General features: G+C 67.9%; 16 protein-coding genes and 1 pseudogene. 4 read left to right on the top strand and 13 right to left on the bottom strand.

Annotation, left to right across the window (positions count from 1 at the left end; genetic code table 11):
• Position 1 precedes the first annotated feature (1 nt).
• The 5 genes from ACWFRJ_RS24030 to ACWFRJ_RS24010 form a co-directional block, all read right to left on the bottom strand.
• The gene (locus ACWFRJ_RS24030; protein WP_453534401.1) at positions 2-976 is read right to left on the bottom strand and encodes an NAD-dependent epimerase/dehydratase family protein; all 975 of its coding nucleotides are present in this window, start codon (positions 974-976) and stop codon (positions 2-4) included.
• Between the two features lie 14 nt (positions 977-990).
• Positions 991-3,729 carry an alpha/beta fold hydrolase gene (locus ACWFRJ_RS24025; RefSeq protein ID WP_453534398.1) on the bottom strand — a complete coding sequence of 913 codons (2,739 nt, stop codon included), beginning with the start codon at positions 3,727-3,729 and terminating at the stop codon, positions 991-993.
• Positions 3,730-3,954: 225 nt separating this feature from the next.
• Positions 3,955-5,118 (bottom strand): ATP-grasp domain-containing protein, encoded by a 1,164-nt coding sequence (locus ACWFRJ_RS24020; RefSeq protein WP_453534395.1) that lies wholly within the window; start codon positions 5,116-5,118, stop codon positions 3,955-3,957.
• Positions 5,119-5,495: 377 nt separating this feature from the next.
• Entirely contained in the window at positions 5,496-7,028 is a 1,533-nt protein-coding gene (locus ACWFRJ_RS24015) for an alpha/beta hydrolase (protein ID WP_453534392.1), read from the bottom strand.
• Between the two features lie 194 nt (positions 7,029-7,222).
• Positions 7,223-7,900, bottom strand: coding sequence for a DUF4232 domain-containing protein (locus tag ACWFRJ_RS24010; RefSeq protein ID WP_453534389.1), 678 nt, complete (start codon positions 7,898-7,900; stop codon positions 7,223-7,225).
• 239 nt (positions 7,901-8,139) lie between these two features.
• Here ACWFRJ_RS24010 and ACWFRJ_RS24005 point away from each other — a divergent pair, with 239 nt between their 5' ends.
• Positions 8,140-8,430: a hypothetical protein gene (locus tag ACWFRJ_RS24005; RefSeq protein ID WP_453534386.1), complete on the top strand. Its 291-nt coding sequence runs from the start codon at positions 8,140-8,142 to the stop codon at positions 8,428-8,430.
• A gap of 479 nt (positions 8,431-8,909) precedes the next feature.
• Here ACWFRJ_RS24005 and ACWFRJ_RS24000 read toward each other — a convergent pair whose 3' ends face one another.
• The 6 genes from ACWFRJ_RS24000 to ACWFRJ_RS23975 form a co-directional block, all read right to left on the bottom strand.
• Positions 8,910-11,312, bottom strand: a complete 2,403-nt coding sequence (locus tag ACWFRJ_RS24000) for an ATP-binding cassette domain-containing protein (RefSeq protein ID WP_453534383.1) — start codon at positions 11,310-11,312, stop codon at positions 8,910-8,912.
• 127 nt (positions 11,313-11,439) lie between these two features.
• The gene (locus ACWFRJ_RS23995) at positions 11,440-11,880 is read right to left on the bottom strand and encodes a VOC family protein (protein WP_453534380.1); all 441 of its coding nucleotides are present in this window, start codon (positions 11,878-11,880) and stop codon (positions 11,440-11,442) included.
• Between the two features lie 116 nt (positions 11,881-11,996).
• The gene (locus ACWFRJ_RS23990) at positions 11,997-12,212 is read right to left on the bottom strand and encodes a hypothetical protein (protein WP_453534377.1); all 216 of its coding nucleotides are present in this window, start codon (positions 12,210-12,212) and stop codon (positions 11,997-11,999) included.
• Between the two features lie 106 nt (positions 12,213-12,318).
• A complete protein-coding gene (locus ACWFRJ_RS23985) occupies positions 12,319-12,396 on the bottom strand; it encodes a 50S ribosomal protein bL37 (RefSeq protein WP_370443954.1) in 78 nt (25 codons plus the stop codon).
• A 109-nt stretch (positions 12,397-12,505) separates the two neighbouring features.
• Complete coding sequence (locus ACWFRJ_RS23980; RefSeq protein ID WP_453534374.1) at positions 12,506-13,135, bottom strand: isochorismatase family protein; 630 nt, start codon at positions 13,133-13,135, stop codon at positions 12,506-12,508.
• Positions 13,136-13,278: 143 nt separating this feature from the next.
• Positions 13,279-14,271, bottom strand: coding sequence for a GlxA family transcriptional regulator (locus ACWFRJ_RS23975; protein WP_453534371.1), 993 nt, complete (start codon positions 14,269-14,271; stop codon positions 13,279-13,281).
• Between the two features lie 222 nt (positions 14,272-14,493).
• On the opposite strand from ACWFRJ_RS23975, the gene ACWFRJ_RS23970 reads away from it, so the two are divergent.
• The 3 genes and pseudogenes from ACWFRJ_RS23970 (at position 14,494) to ACWFRJ_RS23960 (ending at position 15,996) form a co-directional block, all read left to right on the top strand.
• Positions 14,494-15,147 carry a hypothetical protein gene (locus tag ACWFRJ_RS23970; RefSeq protein WP_453534368.1) on the top strand — a complete coding sequence of 218 codons (654 nt, stop codon included), beginning with the start codon at positions 14,494-14,496 and terminating at the stop codon, positions 15,145-15,147.
• Between the two features lie 41 nt (positions 15,148-15,188).
• Positions 15,189-15,518 (top strand): annotated as a pseudogene (locus tag ACWFRJ_RS23965) (lipid II flippase MurJ); the annotation flags it as partial.
• Positions 15,519-15,753: 235 nt separating this feature from the next.
• A complete protein-coding gene (locus ACWFRJ_RS23960) occupies positions 15,754-15,996 on the top strand; it encodes a DUF6411 family protein (RefSeq protein ID WP_389906771.1) in 243 nt (80 codons plus the stop codon).
• Between the two features lie 35 nt (positions 15,997-16,031).
• On the opposite strand, the gene ACWFRJ_RS23955 is transcribed toward ACWFRJ_RS23960, so the two are convergent.
• On the bottom strand, positions 16,032-16,934 hold the full coding sequence (locus ACWFRJ_RS23955) for an alpha/beta fold hydrolase (protein WP_453534364.1): 903 nt from the start codon (positions 16,932-16,934) through the stop codon (positions 16,032-16,034).
• Positions 16,931-17,971, bottom strand: coding sequence for an extracellular catalytic domain type 1 short-chain-length polyhydroxyalkanoate depolymerase (locus ACWFRJ_RS23950; protein WP_453534361.1), 1,041 nt, complete (start codon positions 17,969-17,971; stop codon positions 16,931-16,933). Before ACWFRJ_RS23950 ends, ACWFRJ_RS23955 begins: the two co-directional genes overlap by 4 nt.
• Positions 17,972-17,990 lie beyond the last annotated feature (19 nt).

Genomic DNA, 17,990 nt, shown 5'->3' with positions numbered 1-17,990 from the left:
GCTAGTGCTCCACTCCTCGCTCCGCCGCGTGCTCGTCGGCGTGTGCGTCCACGTACGCGTCGATGCGGTCGCGGTACTCCTCGAACAGCTCGGACAAGGTGCGGGCGATGCCGGTCCGCCAGTTGACGGAGCAGTCGCCGATCAGGCCCCGCCGCACGTCGTGGTCGAAGATCGCCGTCTCTCGGCTGTAGTCGCTGCGGTCCAGCTTTACCGGAACACCGGTGAGCTCGGACATGTACTCCAGGAGGTCGGTCATGCCGACCTCCTCGTCACCGCCCCAGTTGACCACCCGCGCGGGCGTCCCCGCCGCGCCCCACAGCAGCGGCACCTGCCGCACGAGGTCGTCGGTGTGCAGCAGGTTGCAGTAGTTCTGCCCCTGCCGGGGTACCGCGCACGGCTGCCCCTTGCGCATCTGCTTGAAAAGGATCATGGGTACGCCGCCGTGGCCGTACGGTCCGTAGGCGATGTTGAGCCGGGCTATCACCGTCGGCAGACCGAGCGCCTCGGCCAGCCCCCGGGCCACCCCTTCGGCGGCGAGCTTGCCGACCGGGTACGTCGGCAGCCACGGCACCGCCCCGCCCACGGCGTCGCTCTCGCGGTACCGATGGGTGCTGTCGGCCCGGTTGTAGACCACCCCTGACGACACGTACAAGAACGCCTCCGCGGTGGCACAGTGCGTCATCAGCCGTGCGGTGCCCGCTGCGTTGATCCGCGCGGTCTCCGCGAAGTCCTGGCCGTCGCCCCTGTGCACCGCCGAGTGCAGTACGTGGGTGAAGTCGCCCGGCAGGTCTGTCAGTTCGTCGGTGGCCATGTCCCAGGTGAAGGTGTGTGCGCCCATTTCCTCGATGGCCTTGCGGGCGGCCGGGTCACCGAACCGGCCCAGACACCACACCTCGTTGTCCTGGGCGAGCGCTTCGGCCACGGGCATCGCGACCTGCCCTGTCCCACCCGTGACGAGAATCTTCTTGCCTTGCATTCCTGTGTCCGTCCTTAGCCGAGCGCTCGGGTGAGTTCGTGCCGCAGAGTTGCCTGGAAGTTCTGTACGTGCTGCGGGCTCATGAGGGTGTAGTGCTCGCCGTCGACTTCGACGTACCGGTTGGGACTCCGGGTGAAGTCGTCCCAGTGACGCAGCTGGTTGTCCAGCCACTCCTGCTTGGTGCCCTTGAGCGGAGTGCAGTAGAAGACGCGTACGTCGTCGACCGACCCCGAGGGTTCGTAGGTGCGGCCCAGATGCACCATGCTCTGCGCCAGGTGCACCCAGGTGGTGAACTGCTCGACGGTGAGGTCCAGTTCGATGAGGCGGCGCTTCGGGGCGTGGTCGACCAGATGGGCCAGTTGGTCGGCTTCGGGCAAGGGGCGCAGGGTGGCGGTGAGCCCTTCGACGTCCGCGGCGGCGATCAACTCCAGGAACAGCGCCAGGTTGATCGCGCCGTCGGTGAAGGTGATCTCGTTCATGCGCCCGGAGATGCTCGGCGGCAGGTTGAAGACGCCCACGAACTTGACCTCGTCGCCGTCCGCCTCGAGGCGTTTGGCGATCTCGAAGGCGACCGCACCGCCGTAGGAGTACCCCGCCACGGCGTACGGGCCGCTGGGCTGGGTCCGCCGGATCGCCTCCACATAGGTGGTGACCATGTCGTCGAACGACTCGAAGTGGCTCTCGCCCTGCCCGAAGCCGCGTGCCCGCAGCGCGTAGAAGGGCCGCTCGCCGGTGAAGTACTTGGCGAGATTGACGAACACGAGCACCTCCCCCAGGCCGGGATGGACGCAGAACAACGGCGTCCCGTCCCCGGTGACCTGGAGCGGCACGAGCGGGTCGTAGGCAAAGTCCCCGTCGGCGCTCCGTGCGGCGGTCAGGCGGCCGGCCAGCGCACGCACGCTCGGGGCCTGGAGGAGCGTGGACATCGGTACGTCGTCGATGCCGAACTCGGTCTGTATCTCCAGTTTGAGCCGCAGCACGTCCAGCGAGGTGCCGCCCAGATCGAAGAAGCTGGCGGTCGTCGGTACTTTCTCGGTGTTCAGTACGCGCGCGTAGATGTCGGCCAGAGCGATCTGGACTTCGCCCTCCGGAGCCACGTACTCGCCGAGGAAGCGGGTGCTCACCTCGTCCGAACGGCGGACGGCCCTCTCCAGGTCGCCGTTCTCGGCGGCCGCGCGCAGCCGCGATCGCTGGATCTTGCCGAGGTTCCCGCGAGGGATCTCCGCCTCGGCTACGGGGAGGATCAGCTGCGGCCGGAACCCCCAGTGCATCACCGTGGAGCTGCGGATCGCCACGAGGGCCCGGTACACGGCGGAGTCGTCGGCCGGGTCGCCCGCGGGGACGAACGCGACGGCTAGCTGTTCGGAGTCGGCGCCGTCGGGTCGGACCGGGAAGGCGGCGACCTGCCCCCGCTTCACCCCGTCCAACTCGTCGAGGACCGCTTCCAGGTCGTGGCTGTAGTAGTTGACGCCGTTGACGATGACGGAGTCCTTGGTCCGGCCGACCAGCATCAACCGGCCCTCGGAGTCGAGACATCCCAAGTCGCCGGTGCGGAACCAGCCGTCGGGGGTGAACGCCTGCGCGGTGGCCTCGTCATTGCCGAAGTACCCGTCGGTGACCATCGTGCCGCGCAACTGCACCTCACCGGACTCGCCCGTCGTGGGCCGGTCGGTGGAGGCAAGCACCGTGCCGTTGCCGTCCACGATGCGGATGTGCAGCCCCCGTACGGGACGGCCCAGCGGAGGGAACTCCGTTTCCAGGTCACGGGTGGCGAATTCACGGTTGAACACGCTGCCCGCGCACGTCTCGGTCATTCCGAACGCGGGCACGATCACATCTCGGCGCAGTCCGTGACCGGAGAGAGCATCCAGGAACGCCCGTACGGTCCCGGTCACGGTGGCCTCGCCGCCGGAGATGATGTGCCGCACCTGCGAGAGATCCAACTCGCCCTGCGGTACGGGACGTTGGGCGAGAGCCTGATTGATCTGCCCGAACAGGAAGTTGGGCGTGAACGTCACCCTCACCCGGTGGGCCGCGAGCAGCCTGAGGAACTCCACGGGGTCCGCGAGCACCGTGGCCGGGGTCGCCATGACCTGATCGGCGCCGTTGAACATCGGCAGCAGGTTCGCCTCGACGGCGGCTATGTGGTCGGCCGATATCCAGTTCAGCGAGGTGTCCTCGGGCCCCAGGTCCAGGGCCCCCGCTTTCCCTGCCTGCGCCGCGAGGAGGTTGGCGTGGGTGAGCCTGACCGCCTTGCTCGATCCGGTGGACCCGGAGGTGAGCATCAGTACGGCGAGATCGTCCGGGGCGGCGACAGGGAGCTGATCGTGCTCGGCCGATGCATGACTCAACTCCTCGACCGTCACGGTCCGCAGGCCGACATCGGGCAGGTCGCCGTGGGACTCCTTGGAGACGATGACCAGGGGGTCGCCCAAGAGCGTGCGCAGGTGCTGGAGCTGCGCACGCCACCGGGAAGGGTCGGCGGGTGGCGCGACCGGGCAGGGCACGACACCGGCCAGGACGCACCCCCAGAAGGCGCGGAAGAAGTTCTCGGGATCATGGGCGGAGATCAGCACCCGCTCGCCCGGGGAAGTGCCGTAGTTGTGCAGCCCTTGCGCGATCCGGCAGGCGCATTCGCGCAACTCGGCGTACGAGAGGAACGAGCCCCCGATGAAAGTAATGCCTCGCGATGTGTCCTGAGCCGCACGCTCGAGCAACTGCGGGAGTGTCGAGGCATGACGTTGATCCGGCATAGGTGTGACGACCTCCGGTCAGTGAAAATCAAAAGAGAAGCAAAAAGAAGCAAAGAAATCAAAGAGAAGCACGATGGCTGAGAATGTCTGAGAATGCGGACGACTCGGGCCGGGCGCAGTCTGGCGCCCGGAGGCATGTGCCGATCCCGCGATTTCTCGCAGAAGAAGAAGTTCGTACAGATTCAGAAGTTTTCACAGAAACCGCTCACGGAAGCGCGGCTCGCGTCAGCCGCCGACCTCGTTGAATCGCACGATTTCGTCGATTGTCTTCTGCAGCTTCAGTTCGTCGGGGTCGGACACGATCGCCTGTCCGAAGCGGCCGTAGGGGCCGATCGACGCATCAGGCGACGAGGGATATTCGATCTCGTCGAAGGAGAAGTTGCGCTCGAAATCCTTCTGCGTCAGTGTGCCGTCGCTCGAGCGGCGCAGCAGAATGTACCCGTAGAAGCGGTCGGGTGTTCCGCTGCCCAGCGGATGGGCCGGCTCCTCGCCGAGCGCAAGGCTGATTTCCACATCGAACAGGTCGACGCCGAACGTCAATTTATTGACCTGCGGGGAGAGCGCCCCCGGAAGCCGGATGGCGAGCTCACCGAAAGTCAGTCCGGCTTCCTGCGTGAACGCTTCCATGTGGAATACGCAGTCGGGGGCACCGAGGCTCTCGAGCGCCTGCCCGGCGAGCCCCTCGGCCTCCTCGAACAGTTCCGGATGCAGCCGTCTGTCCAGGATGTGCGCGGACAGGATGCCGCCCTGCACGGCACTGAGCGGCGCTATGTGGTTGCTGCTGATGGACGACCACTGCAGACGGCCGCTCCTCCAGATGCCGTCCATGTAGACCTCGGGGGCGTCGACGAACGACTCCGCGACGATCGCGACGTCCGACTGCCCCGGGAACAGTTCCAAGGCCCGCGCGTACTCCTCCGCGGAACGGACGATGTTCGTACGCAGCGAGCCGGCCCCGGTCGCCGGCTTGACGACGAATACGTCCCCCAGCTCCCCGGAAAGTTCCAGGAACGGCGTGTCCTTCGCTACGTATCGGCAGTGCGCCCGCTTGATGTGCGGCGGCAGCGCACTCTTCTGAAGGTACTTGTCCCGGAAATAAAGGGCGGACTTCGAGTCGGAATTCCCAGGGAGGTTCAACTGCTGCCGCAGATATGCGGCGCCGAACACACCCATTTCATGGACGGTGAGTACTCCTGCCACGTCATCAACGCGGGCAGCGAGTACCGCCCTCAATACTTCGTGGACGTTCTCAATGTCGGCGACACGCTTGAAGCGTCGCCCATCGGGCGCACTCGCGGGCGCCTGCACGATATAGCAGGGATCCAATCCTCGGCGCTGGAGCGCCTGATCGAGGTCGCCCCTGTATCCGATAACAATCATCGTCGGCATGCTTGTCTCCCCGTATAAAAGCTAGCCAACCAACTCGGTGCATCGTGCCACACCGGATCCAGCCATGTGGACATGACCAATCATGATCATTTGCTCGATTGTATGTGATTTAAGTCACAAGTAAAGCTTTAGTCGAATAGGCATGGAATGACTCACGCCGACCCCGCTCGGCGAACTGCATTCGCCATTCGCCATGAATTCATCCCGTACAGGAAGGCAGAGGCCATTTGACACCGCATATGCAAGATGAGACAAGAAGGACGAAGCGGTGCGGGCGTAACGGAGCGGATGGCGGTCGCCCGCCATCCGCTCCGGTCAGCTGTCAGGTGTCAGGTGTCAGGTGTCAGGTGTCAGTTGTCAGGACGTGGTGCCGGTGGTCAGCTCAGGGGTCCCGGTGCCGGGAGCGTGGATGCCTCCCGCCGATCGTCCGGGGTCGCACGGCACGTCGCATCGGAGGCCGGGAGTCTGCCGGTTGCCAGGTAGGAGTTGACCGCGGAGTCCGCGCAGGGGTTCGTGCCATAGACACCGTGGCCCTCGCCCTCGTCGACCGTCACCATGCGCGAGCCCTTCAACTGGCGGTGCATGGACTGTCCGGTGAGCAGCGGGGTCTGCGAGTCCCACTCGTTCTGCACGATGAGCGTCGGGACCTTGTTGTTCACCTCGGTGACGGGCTCAACAGGCTTGTCCCAGAAGGCGCAGGGCATGATCCCGGCGGCGAAGTCCCCGTACAGCGGATACTTCGCCGCGTCGCGGATCGAGTCCCTGCGGTAGATCTCGGGGTCACGGGGGAAGGAGGCATCACCGCACACCACGGCGATGGCGGCCGAGATGTCGGGCTCCGGCGGGGGCTCGGCGAGACCCTGGCCACTGGTGCTCCCCCCGGCGGCCTCCTTCAGCTTCACCACAAGCTCGGCGGCGTCGCGGACGGTGAAGAGCTCCGGGCGTACCAGGTCGCGCACCCCGGCCCCGTCGAGCGGCACCCCGTCGACGACGACGGGATCGCGGTCGGCCCTGGCGACGACATCCCAGAAGCTCTTGCTCACCGCTGCCGGTGTGTCACCCAGTCGGTACGTCGCGTCGTGCGCCGCGGTCCACTTCGTCCAGCGCTGGAACGCCCGCTCGGCTTCCGGGCCCCAGATCCGGAACATCCCGCGCCACATCCGCTTCGGGTCGACGGCACTGTCGAGGACGAAACGGTCGGCGCGCTCGGGGAACATCTGCGTGTAGACGGCGCCGAGGGCGGTGCCGTACGAGACTCCGAAGTACGAGATCTTCCGCTCGCCCAGGACCGCCCGCAGGACGTCCATGTCGCGTGCCGTGTTGCGGGTGGTGATGTGCGCGAGGGTGTCCCCCGCCTTCGTACGGCACTTGTCGGCCACGCCCTTGGCCCAGACGACGTTCTTCTCGAACGTCCGCAGCGGGCGCAGCAGCGTGTTCTCCTCGGGGCTGAGACCGCACTGGACGGGCGTGCTCCGGCCGATTCCGCGCGGGTCGAACCCGATGAGGTCGTACTGGTTCCTCACCTCCTTGGGCAGTTGCTTGTCCAGTTCGAGGGGTAACTCCAGACCAGGGCCGCCCGGACCTCCCGGATTGGAGAGCAGCACGCCGTGGCGTTTGCCGTGGTCGTTGGTCCTGAGTCGGGATATCGCGACATCGATCTTCTTGCCGCGGGGATGGCGGTAGTCCAGCGGAACCTTCAGGGGCGCGCACTGGAAGGCTGCGGGGGTGTCGGTGCCGCACCGCTCCCAAGTCAACTTCTGCTGGGTGTAGGGGCGCAGGGCGTCGTTCGCTGTGGAGGCGGGTGCCGAGCGGGCCGAGGGGCTCGCGGCGGCCGGAGTGGCGGCAAGGCCAGGGGCCAGGGCCGCCATCACGCTCACTGCGAGCAGTGGGACGAGCGGTCTTCTTTGCATGCGGATGGTCCTTCCGGTGGACATGCGGGACATGAGTGATGTTGTCCCGTCGGGCGTCCGAGCGACTCATCCCTAAAGTCCGAACTCCTCCGACTCACGTGCCACACGCTGGTGTTGTGTCTACTCCGCTGGTAGGAGCCGGAACCCTGTGGGTCCCTGATCGGGGGCAACGGGCACACCCGACAACGGGCAGCTCAGAACTCGTCTGCTCCGTCGCGCAGTTGGGGCGTCCAATAGCCTGTCTTCGCGACGGCGTCGTGCACCGCGATACCTCCCTCGGGTGCGGAGACGGTCTTGCTGACCTCGCCGGACCCGTCGGCGGCGAAGAGGCCGACGTGGAAGGTGGTGACGGCGCGGTTCCTCTCGTCGACGTCACCCTTGTTGATTCGTACGGCCGCATAGGCCGGGGCCCCGGCGTTCAGCACGACGGGAACGCCCGGCTTGCTCTTGGCGACAGCCGCAACTTCCTTGGCGGTCCGGGTGCCACCGAACGCGATGAGCGGGTACCGCAGCAGCGTGCAGGAGCGACCCGAGACATTCGTCGCGGTGAGCGTGATGTGCGTGGTGGGTACGTCGTCCTGCTTGGCCGCAGAGATCTCCACGTCGTCGGCGGCGCAAGCCGGGGCCTTGTCGGTGCCGATCTTCTTCTCGGTACCGGTCCGCGCGGCGGAGTCCTCCGGACCGGATGCGGCCTTGCCCATCTCGCCGGACTCGCCGCGCGCTCCGGTGCCGGCCGGCTTCGAGGCCCAGGCGGCTCCCTCGTCCTTCACGCCCTCACCGCCGTCGCAGGCGGTGAGCGTCAGGCTCAGCGCGGCGCAGGTGGCGCAGGCGACCGCGGTGAGTACGGCAGAACGCCGGATGGAGGTGCGCATGTGGGGGCTCCCCGTGTGATGTGCTCGATGCCGATGTGCCGTGTGCGGTCAACTGGTCCGCTCACAGCTTCGGTCCTCGCGCTGGCGCCCCGCTCACGTATCGCTGACGCCTCGCCGCTGTCTCGCTGACGCTCTGGTTACCGCGTTCGGGTGTCTTGGCGGGCCCGGTGCAACCGGACGGCCACCGGACTGCTTCCTGTCCGACACAGGCATTGCCCACCCGTCGTGAGGAAGCCGCCATGACTGCACCTGCCACCGTCCTGCCGACCGTCGGCTGGGACGCGGAGACCGAACTCCTGTTGCCCCCGCCCGACCCGACGCAGCGTCTGGACATGGCGGCCCCGACCCTCCTGACGGCCCGTGACCGGCACCGTCTGACCCTGCACGCCACGCTCACGACGGCCGGAATCCCACCCCACCCCGACGACGCCAAGGCCATCGACGCGCTGAGCACGCTCGACGACACGGTCGCTCTCGCGATCTGCCGTTGGCTCAACACCCATGCCCACCCCGCGACCCCTCTCACGTGACGCGGCACGGCAAGGCACGACGCGGCAAGGCAAGGCAGCCCAACGAACTCCCGTCAGCCTCTGTGGAACAGGTCCTGCGGATCGACACGCTCCCAGCGCGATCGCGGGGCGGGCACGCGCGGCACCTCCCGGTCTGCGGCACGCCACTCGCGCACCAACGCGTCGTAGATGGGGGATTGCGAAGGAACTTCCCCGCCACCGGCCCTTGTATCGGCACGGGGCGGCCGCGGCGAAGGAATCTCGTTCCCCGCATCGCTCATGCCCAGTACAACGATCCTCTCTGATCTTGGCAACGCCGCCAATAACTTCGGGAATTACTCAGGCGATAAGCCCGTGGCATGCGCATGCCACGGGCTTAATGGAGTATCAATCGCACGTTACTGACTTCGCGGATCGCCTGTGCGCAGTCTTCGAATTCGTACCCGAACGAGAGAAATCGAGCGGCAAGTGTTCACAACAGGTGCCCGTGGAGGGCTCTCTCAAGTGCCGACGTAAGCGGAGAGGTGCTCACCGGTGAGAGTGGAGCGGTCGGCGACGAGGTCGGCGGGGGTGCCCTCGAAGACGATCTTTCCGCCGTCGTGACCGGCGCCGGGGCCGAGGTCGATGATCCAGTCGGCGTGCGCCATGACCGCCTGATGGTGCTCGATGACGATGACCGACTTGCCGGAGTCGACGAGCCGGTCGAGCAGGCCGAGCAGCTGTTCGACGTCGGCCAGGTGCAGCCCAGTGGTCGGCTCGTCGAGTACGAGGACGGGCTGATCGCCGCTCTTCTCCGCCATGTGGGTGGCCAGCTTGAGCCGCTGCCGCTCGCCGCCGGACAGAGTGGTGAGCGGCTGGCCGAGGCTGATGTAGCCGAGCCCGACGTCGGCGAGCCGGTCGAGGATCTTGTGCGCGGCCGGCGTGTGCGCGTCGCCCGCGCCGAAGAACTCCTCGGCTTCGGTCACCGACATCGCGAGCACTTCGCTGATGTCGCGGCCACCGAAGGTGTATTCGAGAACCGAGGGCTGGAACCGCTTCCCCTCGCAGTCCTCACAGGTTGTCTCGACTCCGGCCATCATCGCCAGGTCGGTGTAGATGACTCCGGCGCCGTTGCAAGTGGGGCAGGCGCCCTCGGAGTTGGCACTGAAAAGCGCCGGCTTCACGTCGTTGGCCTTGGCGAACGCCTTGCGGATCGGCTCAAGCAGTCCGGTGTACGTCGCCGGATTGCTGCGCCGCGAGCCCTTGATCGGCGCCTGGTCGACCGAGATCACCCCGGCGGACGCGGGGACGGAGCCGTGGATCAGTGAACTCTTGCCGGAGCCCGCGACGCCGGTGACGACACACAGCACGCCCAGCGGGATGTCGACGTCGACGCCCTGAAGGTTGTGGCGGGTGGCTCCGCGGATCTCCAGCGTGCCCGTGGGCTCGCGCACCGGATCCTTGAGCGCGGCCCGGTCGTCGAGGTGGCGGCCGGTGACGGTGTCGCCGGCCCGCAGCTCGTCGACGGTGCCCTCGAAGCAGACGGCGCCGCCCGCCGTGCCGGCGCCGGGGCCGAGGTCGACGACGTGGTCGGCGATCGCGATGGCCTCGGGCTTGTGTTCGACGACAAGGACCGTGTTCCCCTTGTCCCGCAGCCTCAGCAGCAGGTTGTTCATCCGCTCGATGTCGTGGGGGTGCAGACCGATGGTGGGCTCGTCGAAGACGTACGTGACGTCGGTGAGCGAGGAGCCGAGATGGCGGATCATCTTGACGCGCTGCGCCTCACCGCCCGACAGCGTGCCCGCGGGACGCTCAAGCGAGAGATAGCCGAGGCCGATCTCCACGAACGAGTCGAGGGTCTGCTGCAGCGCGGTGAGCAGGGGGGCCACTGACGGCTCCTTGAGGCCGCGGACCCACTCGGCCAGGTCACGGATCTCCATGGCGCAGGCGTCGGCGATGCTGATCCGCTTGATCTTCGAGGTGCGGGCCCCTTCGCTGAGCCGGGTGCCTTCGCACTCGGGGCAGGTGGTGAAGGTGACCGCGCGCTCCACGAATGCCCTGATGTGCGGCTGCATCGCTTCCTTGTCCTTGGACAGGAACGACTTCTGGATCTTGGGGATCAACCCCTCGTAGGTGAGGTTGACGCCGTTCACCTTGACCTTGACCGGCTCTCCGTAGAGGAAGGCCTGCAGTTCCTTCTTGGTGTACGCGCGGATCGGCTTGTCCGGGTCGACGAAGCCGGACTGGGCGTAGACCTGCACGGTCCACTGGCTGTCCGACTTCCAGCCCGGGATGGTGAACGCACCGTCGGCGAGCGACTTGGAGTCGTCGTAGAGCTGGGTGAGGTCGATGTCGGAGACCGAGCCCCGGCCTTCGCAGCGCGTGCACATGCCGCCGGTGCGGTTGAAGGTCGCCTTCTGCGCCTTGGTCTTGTTGCCGCGCTCGACGGTGATCGCGCCGCTCGCCCGGACCGACGCGGTGTTGAAGGAGTACGCGCTGGGCGGGCCGATGTGCGGCTTGCCGAGCCTGCTGAAGAGGATGCGCAGCATCGCGTTGGCGTCGGTGGCGGTGCCGACCGTGGAGCGGGGGTCGGCGCCCATCCGCTGCTGGTCGACGATGATCGCTGTCGTCAGACCGTCGAGTACGTCGACTTCGGGCCGGGCCAGCGTCGGCATGAAGCCCTGCACGAAGGAGCTGTAGGTCTCGTTGATCATCCGCTGCGACTCCGCGGCGATCGTGCTGAACACCAGCGAGCTCTTGCCCGAGCCGGAGACTCCGGTGAACACCGTCAGGCGGCGCTTGGGGATCTCGATGCTGACGTCCTTGAGATTGTTCACGCGCGCGCCGTGCACGCGGATCAAGTCGTGGCTGTCGGCAGCATGGAGCGCAGGCGACTGCGTGTTCTTCCTCTTGGCGGGGCTCATGGTCTCTCCATCTGTCGGGCGGAGCCGCCTGTGCGGTCTCCGTCGGTGTCGCCCGGCTCGATCTGATCAGCGTCGAGCAGTAGGTCAGGTTCTACTTCTTCGTCGCGATCGCGGCAACGGCTCGCCGTCAGCGCAGTTCCTGGATGCGGAGCAGGTTGCCCGCGGGATCGCGGACGGCGCAGTCACGGACGCCGTCCGGCTGCTCGGTCGGATTCTGGACGATCTCGGCGTCCCGGTCCCGCAGCCGCGCGAAGGCGCCGTCGAGATCGGCGGTGGCCAGGAGGATGCCGGTGTAGGTGCCCTTGGCCATCATCTCGGCGATGGTGCGGCGCTCGGCGTCGGTGATGCCGGGGTCGGCGGCCGGTGGCCGCAGGACGATGGAGACGCCGGGCTTGTCGGCGGGGCCGACGGTGATCCAGCGCATCCCGTCGTGTCCGACGTCGTCGCGGACCTCGAAGCCGAGGGTGTCGCGGTAGAAGGCCAGGGAGGCGTCGGGGTCGTCGTGCGGGAGGAAGCTCGCGTGAAGGGTGACAGTGCCGGTGGCGGTGGCGGTGGCGGTGGCGTCCATGGGCATCACGCTAGATCTGGCCCGGGGACCAGCGCTTCTCGATTCCTGACCGGTCCGGTCCGGATGGCGCGGCACGCGTGCGAGCGAGGCCGCCCTTGTCGCCGGCGGCCGTCACGTCACCTCCGAGGCTGGTCGGTCTCGGAGAAGGGATTGTTCCGGGCCGCGAACGAGCTGTAGGAAGCACGGTCGGCACGAGCTCGTTCCCGGCGGCTCTGCTCGAGGAGGAGGCCGTCCGCGTTCTCCGTCGGTGTGTGCCTCCTGCGCAGCAGCACGACGATCAGGAGTAGGGCCGCAAGCCCCATCAGACCGAGCACCGTCAAGATCGTTGCCATCATCCGCCCCCTGTGCTGTTGCCCGAGTTCCGCAGTGGCGCTCCTGCCCTGGGAACGCCGCGGGGGCGGCACCGCATGGTGCCGCCCCCGGTGGCCGTGCCCGCCGTCAGGACTGAGGACGGCTGCCGTGGTTCGCGCCGTTCTTGCGGCGGGCCTTCTTCTTACGACGTCGCTTCGAGGACATGGATACCTCCGTGGTTCCCGTGGTGCTTCCCGGGCACGAGCCCAGGCGATCATGCGCCCCCTACCCAGATCGACGCCTGGTAATGACGTGGCCTACGTCACTAAAGTGCTCAGGCCGGGATCGCGTCGACGGTGGGGACGACGGTGCCGAACAGGTCGGTGATGGTGGTCAGGGCGGCCGTCTGGAGCGCGGCGGCGGGCAGGACGGTGCCGTCCGGAGTGGTGAGGGCGCGGGTCGCGGTGGCTTCGGCGATGACGGTGGGGCGGTAGCCGAGGTTGAAGGCTCCCTGTGCGGTGTAGTTGACGCACATGTGTGTCATGAAGCCTGCGAGCACAAGATCCTTGCCGCTCCCCCCTGCGAAGCCCAGATCACTCAGCGTCGTCTCCAGTTCGGTGGCGTGGAAGGAGTTGGGGAAGTTCTTGACCACGACAGCCTCACCGTCCACCGGGGCGACCTCGTCACTGATGGCCCCGATGTGCGCGCGGATGTCGTAGGGGGTTCCCTCGCCGCCGTCGTTGAGGATGTGGACGACCGGAGTGCCCGCCGCACGGGCGCGTGCCAGGAGCCGGGCGCCCGCCGCGAGGGCCGTCTCTGCGCCGTCCAGGGCCATGACGCCGGTCCGGTAGGTGTTCTGGAAATCGATCAGGATCAGGACGGATTCGCTCAGCCGGGGCGGCTGGTTGTCCAGGCCGATCACGTCGCGCAGGGTCGTGGAGGCCTGATTCGTATGCGTGCTCATGGGGCGCCTTTCATGGTGAATTTCTTTATTTCCGTACGGGATTTCTGTACGGGATTTCTGTACGGGCTGGATCACGGCAGGGGCATGACGGCGGAGCCGTGGGCTCGCCTGCATGCCCAAGGGGGGGTGGTGGGTGGAGAGGGTCAGGGAGTCTGGATGCGGAAGCGGCGGCGGTAGGCCGCCGGGGTGGTGGCGAGCTGCCGGTTGAAGGCCCGGTGCAGCGTCTCTACCGAACCGAGCCCGGCGGCTGCCGCGACCTGGTCGAGCGCACTGTCCGTGGTCTCAAGGAGGCGGCGCGCCACCTCGACGCGGGCGGCTTCGACGTAGTCGGCCGCGCCGGTGCCCGTCTCCTGTTTGAACACCCGGGCGAAGTGCCGCTCGCTCAGGCACATCCGGGCCGCGAGGGCCGCCGCCGACAGGTCCTCTTCGAGGTGCTCGGCGATCCACAGCCGCAGCTCGTCGATGTCACGACGGGCGGAGGCCGGGCGGCTGAGCGGCACGGAGAACTGGCTCTGCCCGCCTTGGCGCTTGAGGTACATCACCAGGTGCCGTGCCACCGACAGGGCCACGTCCTCGCCCTGGTCCTCGGTCACGAGCGCCAGGGCGAGATCCAGGCAGGCACTGATCCCGGCCCCGGTCCACAACCGGCCTCGTTCGGTGCGTACGAAGATGGGGTCCGGGTCGACCGTGACGGCCGGATGCTCGGCGGCCAGCTGAGCCGCGGTCGACCAGTGAGTGGTCGCCGTCTTCCCGTCGAGGAGTCCGGCCGCGGCCAGTACATGCGCGCCCACGCACACCGACGCCACTCGACGGGCCCGCGGGGCGGTCACCTTCACCCACTCCACGACGTCCGCGTCGATACGGGCGACGGGGCCCTCGTCGGCCATGTCGACCGCGCCGGGCACGAGCAGGGTGTCCACCTGCCCGCCGACCTCGTCGAAACCCAGGTCGGCCACCAGGCGCACCCCCGCCGACGTACGGACCTCACCGGCGACCGGCCCGGCGAGGCGGACCTGATAGCCGGCACGGCCGGCGGTCTCCCGGTTGGCGAGGGCGAAGACCTCGGCGGGGCCGGTGACGTCGAGGAGATCGACATCGGGGAAGACCGCGATGACGACACGGTGCGGAGTGGGCATGACCCCATCCTCACCGCCGCCACCGATGGCCGCAATGACGATTCCCTGTCACATCCGGACACCCCGACGGCTGAGCGCTCCCGGCCACCCGCGATCCACCTGAGCATCACGCATCACGACCTGATCACTTCCTGCACGATTCAACCGCATGTGGCATACCGTGTTCCGGCTAGCTCAACTCCGGGGGGACATATGCGCGTTCGCGCTGGTACGGCTACTGCTGTGGCTACGGCCGCCATGCTTCTGGCCGCTCTGACCGCGTGCGGCGGCAGCGACAGCACCGATGACGGCGACAGAGCCGATGCGAAGTCGCAGGACGGCTCGAAGGCCTCGGCGTCGAAGAAGGTCGACTGTGCGGACGAGAACATCAGCCAGGCCGACTGGATGAAGCACTGCTCCGACGAAGGCGCCGATGCCGAGGCCGGTGCCGGTACGGGCGGCGACGGAACCGAGGGGCAGGCGACGGGCCTGAAGTTCGGCGAGTCCTACACATGGCCGGACGGTCTGAAGGTGTCCGTCGCCGAGGCGAAGGTGTTCAAGGACTACGACGCCGAGCTGCTGGAGTCCGCCAAGCCCGGCAACACCGACTTCCGCGTGAAACTGAAGGTGACGAACTCCGGCAAGTCCGCAGTCGCCCTCAATGACCTGTCCCTCATCATCGAGGGCGCCACGAACGGCGGCGAGGCCGCGTCGACCTCGTTCGAGAACGGCGCCGAGCCGCTCGAGGGACGCCTGGCTCCCGGGGTGTCCGCGACGAAGACCAATGACAACGCGCTCGAGACGAAGTATGGCAAGAAGATCGTCGTCACTGTGCAGCGCGGCAGCGACGACTTCGACCTGGACTTCCCGGAGTTCACCGGATCCATCACCGGATGACCTGCCGCAGGCGCGGAACCCCGACAACGTAAATTGACCTCATGGTGGAGGGGGCGAGCCCCGCGGCGAAGACGATGCCGCGGGAGCAGCGAACGGGAGGGCGGCAGGCCGCCGGACCGGAGGAGAACCGGGGCGGACTTGCTCGTTCGTCGTTGCTGATGGCTGGCGGCACGGTGGTGTCGCGGGCCACGGGTCTGATCCGGCAGGTGCTGCAGGGCGCGGCGCTGGGAACGGGCTTGCTGGCCAGCACGTACAACACGGCGAACACAGTGCCGACGAGCCTGTACACCCTGTTGATCGGCGGCGCGCTCAACGCCGTCCTCGTACCGCAGCTGGTGCGCGCCAGGGCGACGCAGCCCGACGGCGGCCGGGGCGTGCGACGGGCTGGGAAGCGGAACGTGGCCGACCGCCGCCGCGCTCGCTGGCGGAGTGTTCACGACCGCTCTGGCTTACGTTCTCCTCGCGCGGCTGCTGAAAGTCGGCGAGCTCCGACGCCTGCCCACAATGCGCTAGTTCGACGAGGCGCCCGGGGCTGAGGGGGGCCCGGCGCATACGCCTCGCTCAACAGGGCACCCGGCAGACACGCCTCGACACAGGGAGTTCCTCGTGATCATTGTCGGCATAGTCGCTGTCTGTCTCGTCCTGGCCGTTCTCGCCTTCTTCGTGCCTCGCCTCTCCCGGCACCCCGAGCGCGGAACCCAGCGCACCCTGGGCGCCGGATCGCGCGTCGGCGGCAAGGCCCCCGGCATCCTGGGCCGGATCTTCAGCAAGCCGTTCCGCAGCAGCTCCAAGGCCGTGGGCCGCAGCGGCTCGGCCGGTCGGCGCACCCGAAGCCGCATGCCCTTCTGACCCCGGGTGCTGCCACATTCCGTCGGCTGAACTCCTCAGCCGACCGTCCACTCGTCGACCAGCCGTTCCGCCGCCGTCTTCGCATGTGACCCCAGCAGAATCGTGTAGTGGTTCGCCCCTTCCACCAACTCGGCTCGCAGAGCGGGAGACTGGCGCACCCAGTGGTCGACGAGATCCTGCGGGAGAATCGGCGGCGTCTGTCCGAGTACGCCCAGCGGGGCGTGCAACAGCAAGGTCGGAACCGTCAGATGGGTTGCCAGGTCCGCGCCCAGGGACTCGCCCGCCGTCAGCAAGTACCGGCCGTCCTGACGCACCGCGTCCTCACGCACCTTCGAGCGGCGGGCACTTGGCGGCCCGGTGAGGTCGTAGCGGACGTACGCCTCGATGTCCGAGCTCCACTCCGCACCGAGCGCCGGATGCGCGCGGAAGAAGTCGACGTACGCCTGGTCGTCGGCGAAGGTCCGGGACAGCCGGGCGACCGCCGGTCCCAGCGTGCTGTCGAGGACTTCGTCCAGGTCCACGTCTGCGGGCACCGGCAGCGGCAGCCCGCCGTCGATGAGCAGCAGCCGGTCGAAGAGCGCGGGGCTGCGCACGGCCGCCCGCAGCGCCACGTACGCGCCCATGGACTGTCCGGTCAGCGCCACCGGCCCACCGCCGCCGAACTCCTCGGCGGCCCTGCACACATCGGCCGCGTGCGCATCGATACCGTACGGCCCGGGCGTGTCCGCGCTGTCGCCACGCCCGCGCAGGTCCAACGCGTACAGGGACCATTCGCCGGGCAGTTGTCGGGCCACCGCTCGGTAGGACATGCCGCTGGCGGTGATGCCGTGGGCGGCGACGGCCACGCGCGGGCCACTGCCGAAGCGCAGCACCTTGAGCGTGCCGCCCTCGACGGGCAGGTCCAACGCGAGGGGTTCGACGGTGGTCGGCTCTGTCATCTCGGCTCCTGGTCAGGGGTGGCGGGCCTGTCCAGGCCCCAGAACTGGCTGATCCGGTACGCGGCGCAGATGTTCTCGTCCGGGATGGCATCTGCGGCCACGCCGCACTGCGCGGTGCCGGGGCCGGGATCGACGGGCTGGCCGTGGCCCATGCCGGTGATGGAGTAGGTCTCGACGACATCACGTCCTGACCTGTCCCGGTAGACCTTGTGCGGGTAGCCCTGGACCTTGTCGCTGACTTCCGGGGTGGTGTCCGTACCGTGGACGTCGGTCCACTGCTCGACCACCTCGGTCATGTTCATGGGCGCCACCGCGGTGTCCTTGGTCCCGTGCCACACCGACACGGTCGGCCACCGGCCGCCGTGACCGGGGTCGGCGGCACGGACCTTGTCGCCCCACTGACGTGGGCTGAGGTCCTTGCCCGGGGTCGCGCACCCCACGGCTTCGACGATGTTGCGGGCGCAGCCGTACGGAGCCCCGGCGACCATGGCCGCGCCGGCGAACACGTCAGGGTAGGTGGCCGCCATCACCGAGGTCATCGCGCTGCCGGCGGACAGCCCTGTGACGTAGACACGGGACGGGTCGCTTCCCTGGTCCTTCTTGGTCCGGTCGACCATCTCCTTGATCGAGCGGGCCTCGCCCTGGCCGCGGGTGGTGTCGCCGGGCTCGAACCAGTTGAAGCAGGAGAGTGCGTTGTTGGCGGCCCTCTGCTCGGGCAGCAGCAGTGCGAAGCCGTACTTGTCGGCCATCTCGGTCCAGCCGGGCTCGTCGTCGAAGGCCCCGGCGGACCTTCCGCAGCCGTGCAGGGCCACGACCAGGGGGCGACCGGCGGGCAAGTTCTCGGGAACGTAGCGGAACATCCGCAGATTTCCTGGATTCGGGCGGAAGTCGGTCACCTCCTGCGTGGCGGCGGTCGCGTGCGCCTGAGTCGGGGCAAGACCCGGGGACAGGGCGATCAGCGAAAGCAGCAGCGCGAGCGTCAGGAGACGCGGTAGGGGATTGCGGGAGCGGTGACGTGATGAGGGGGGCCGGTGCATGGTGTCTCCTTGCGGACGC

It is taken from the genome of Streptomyces sp. NPDC055239 (genome assembly GCF_053606205.1).
The sequence above is the reverse complement of the archived record's forward strand: the minus strand, read 5'-3'. Positions and strand labels throughout refer to the sequence as shown.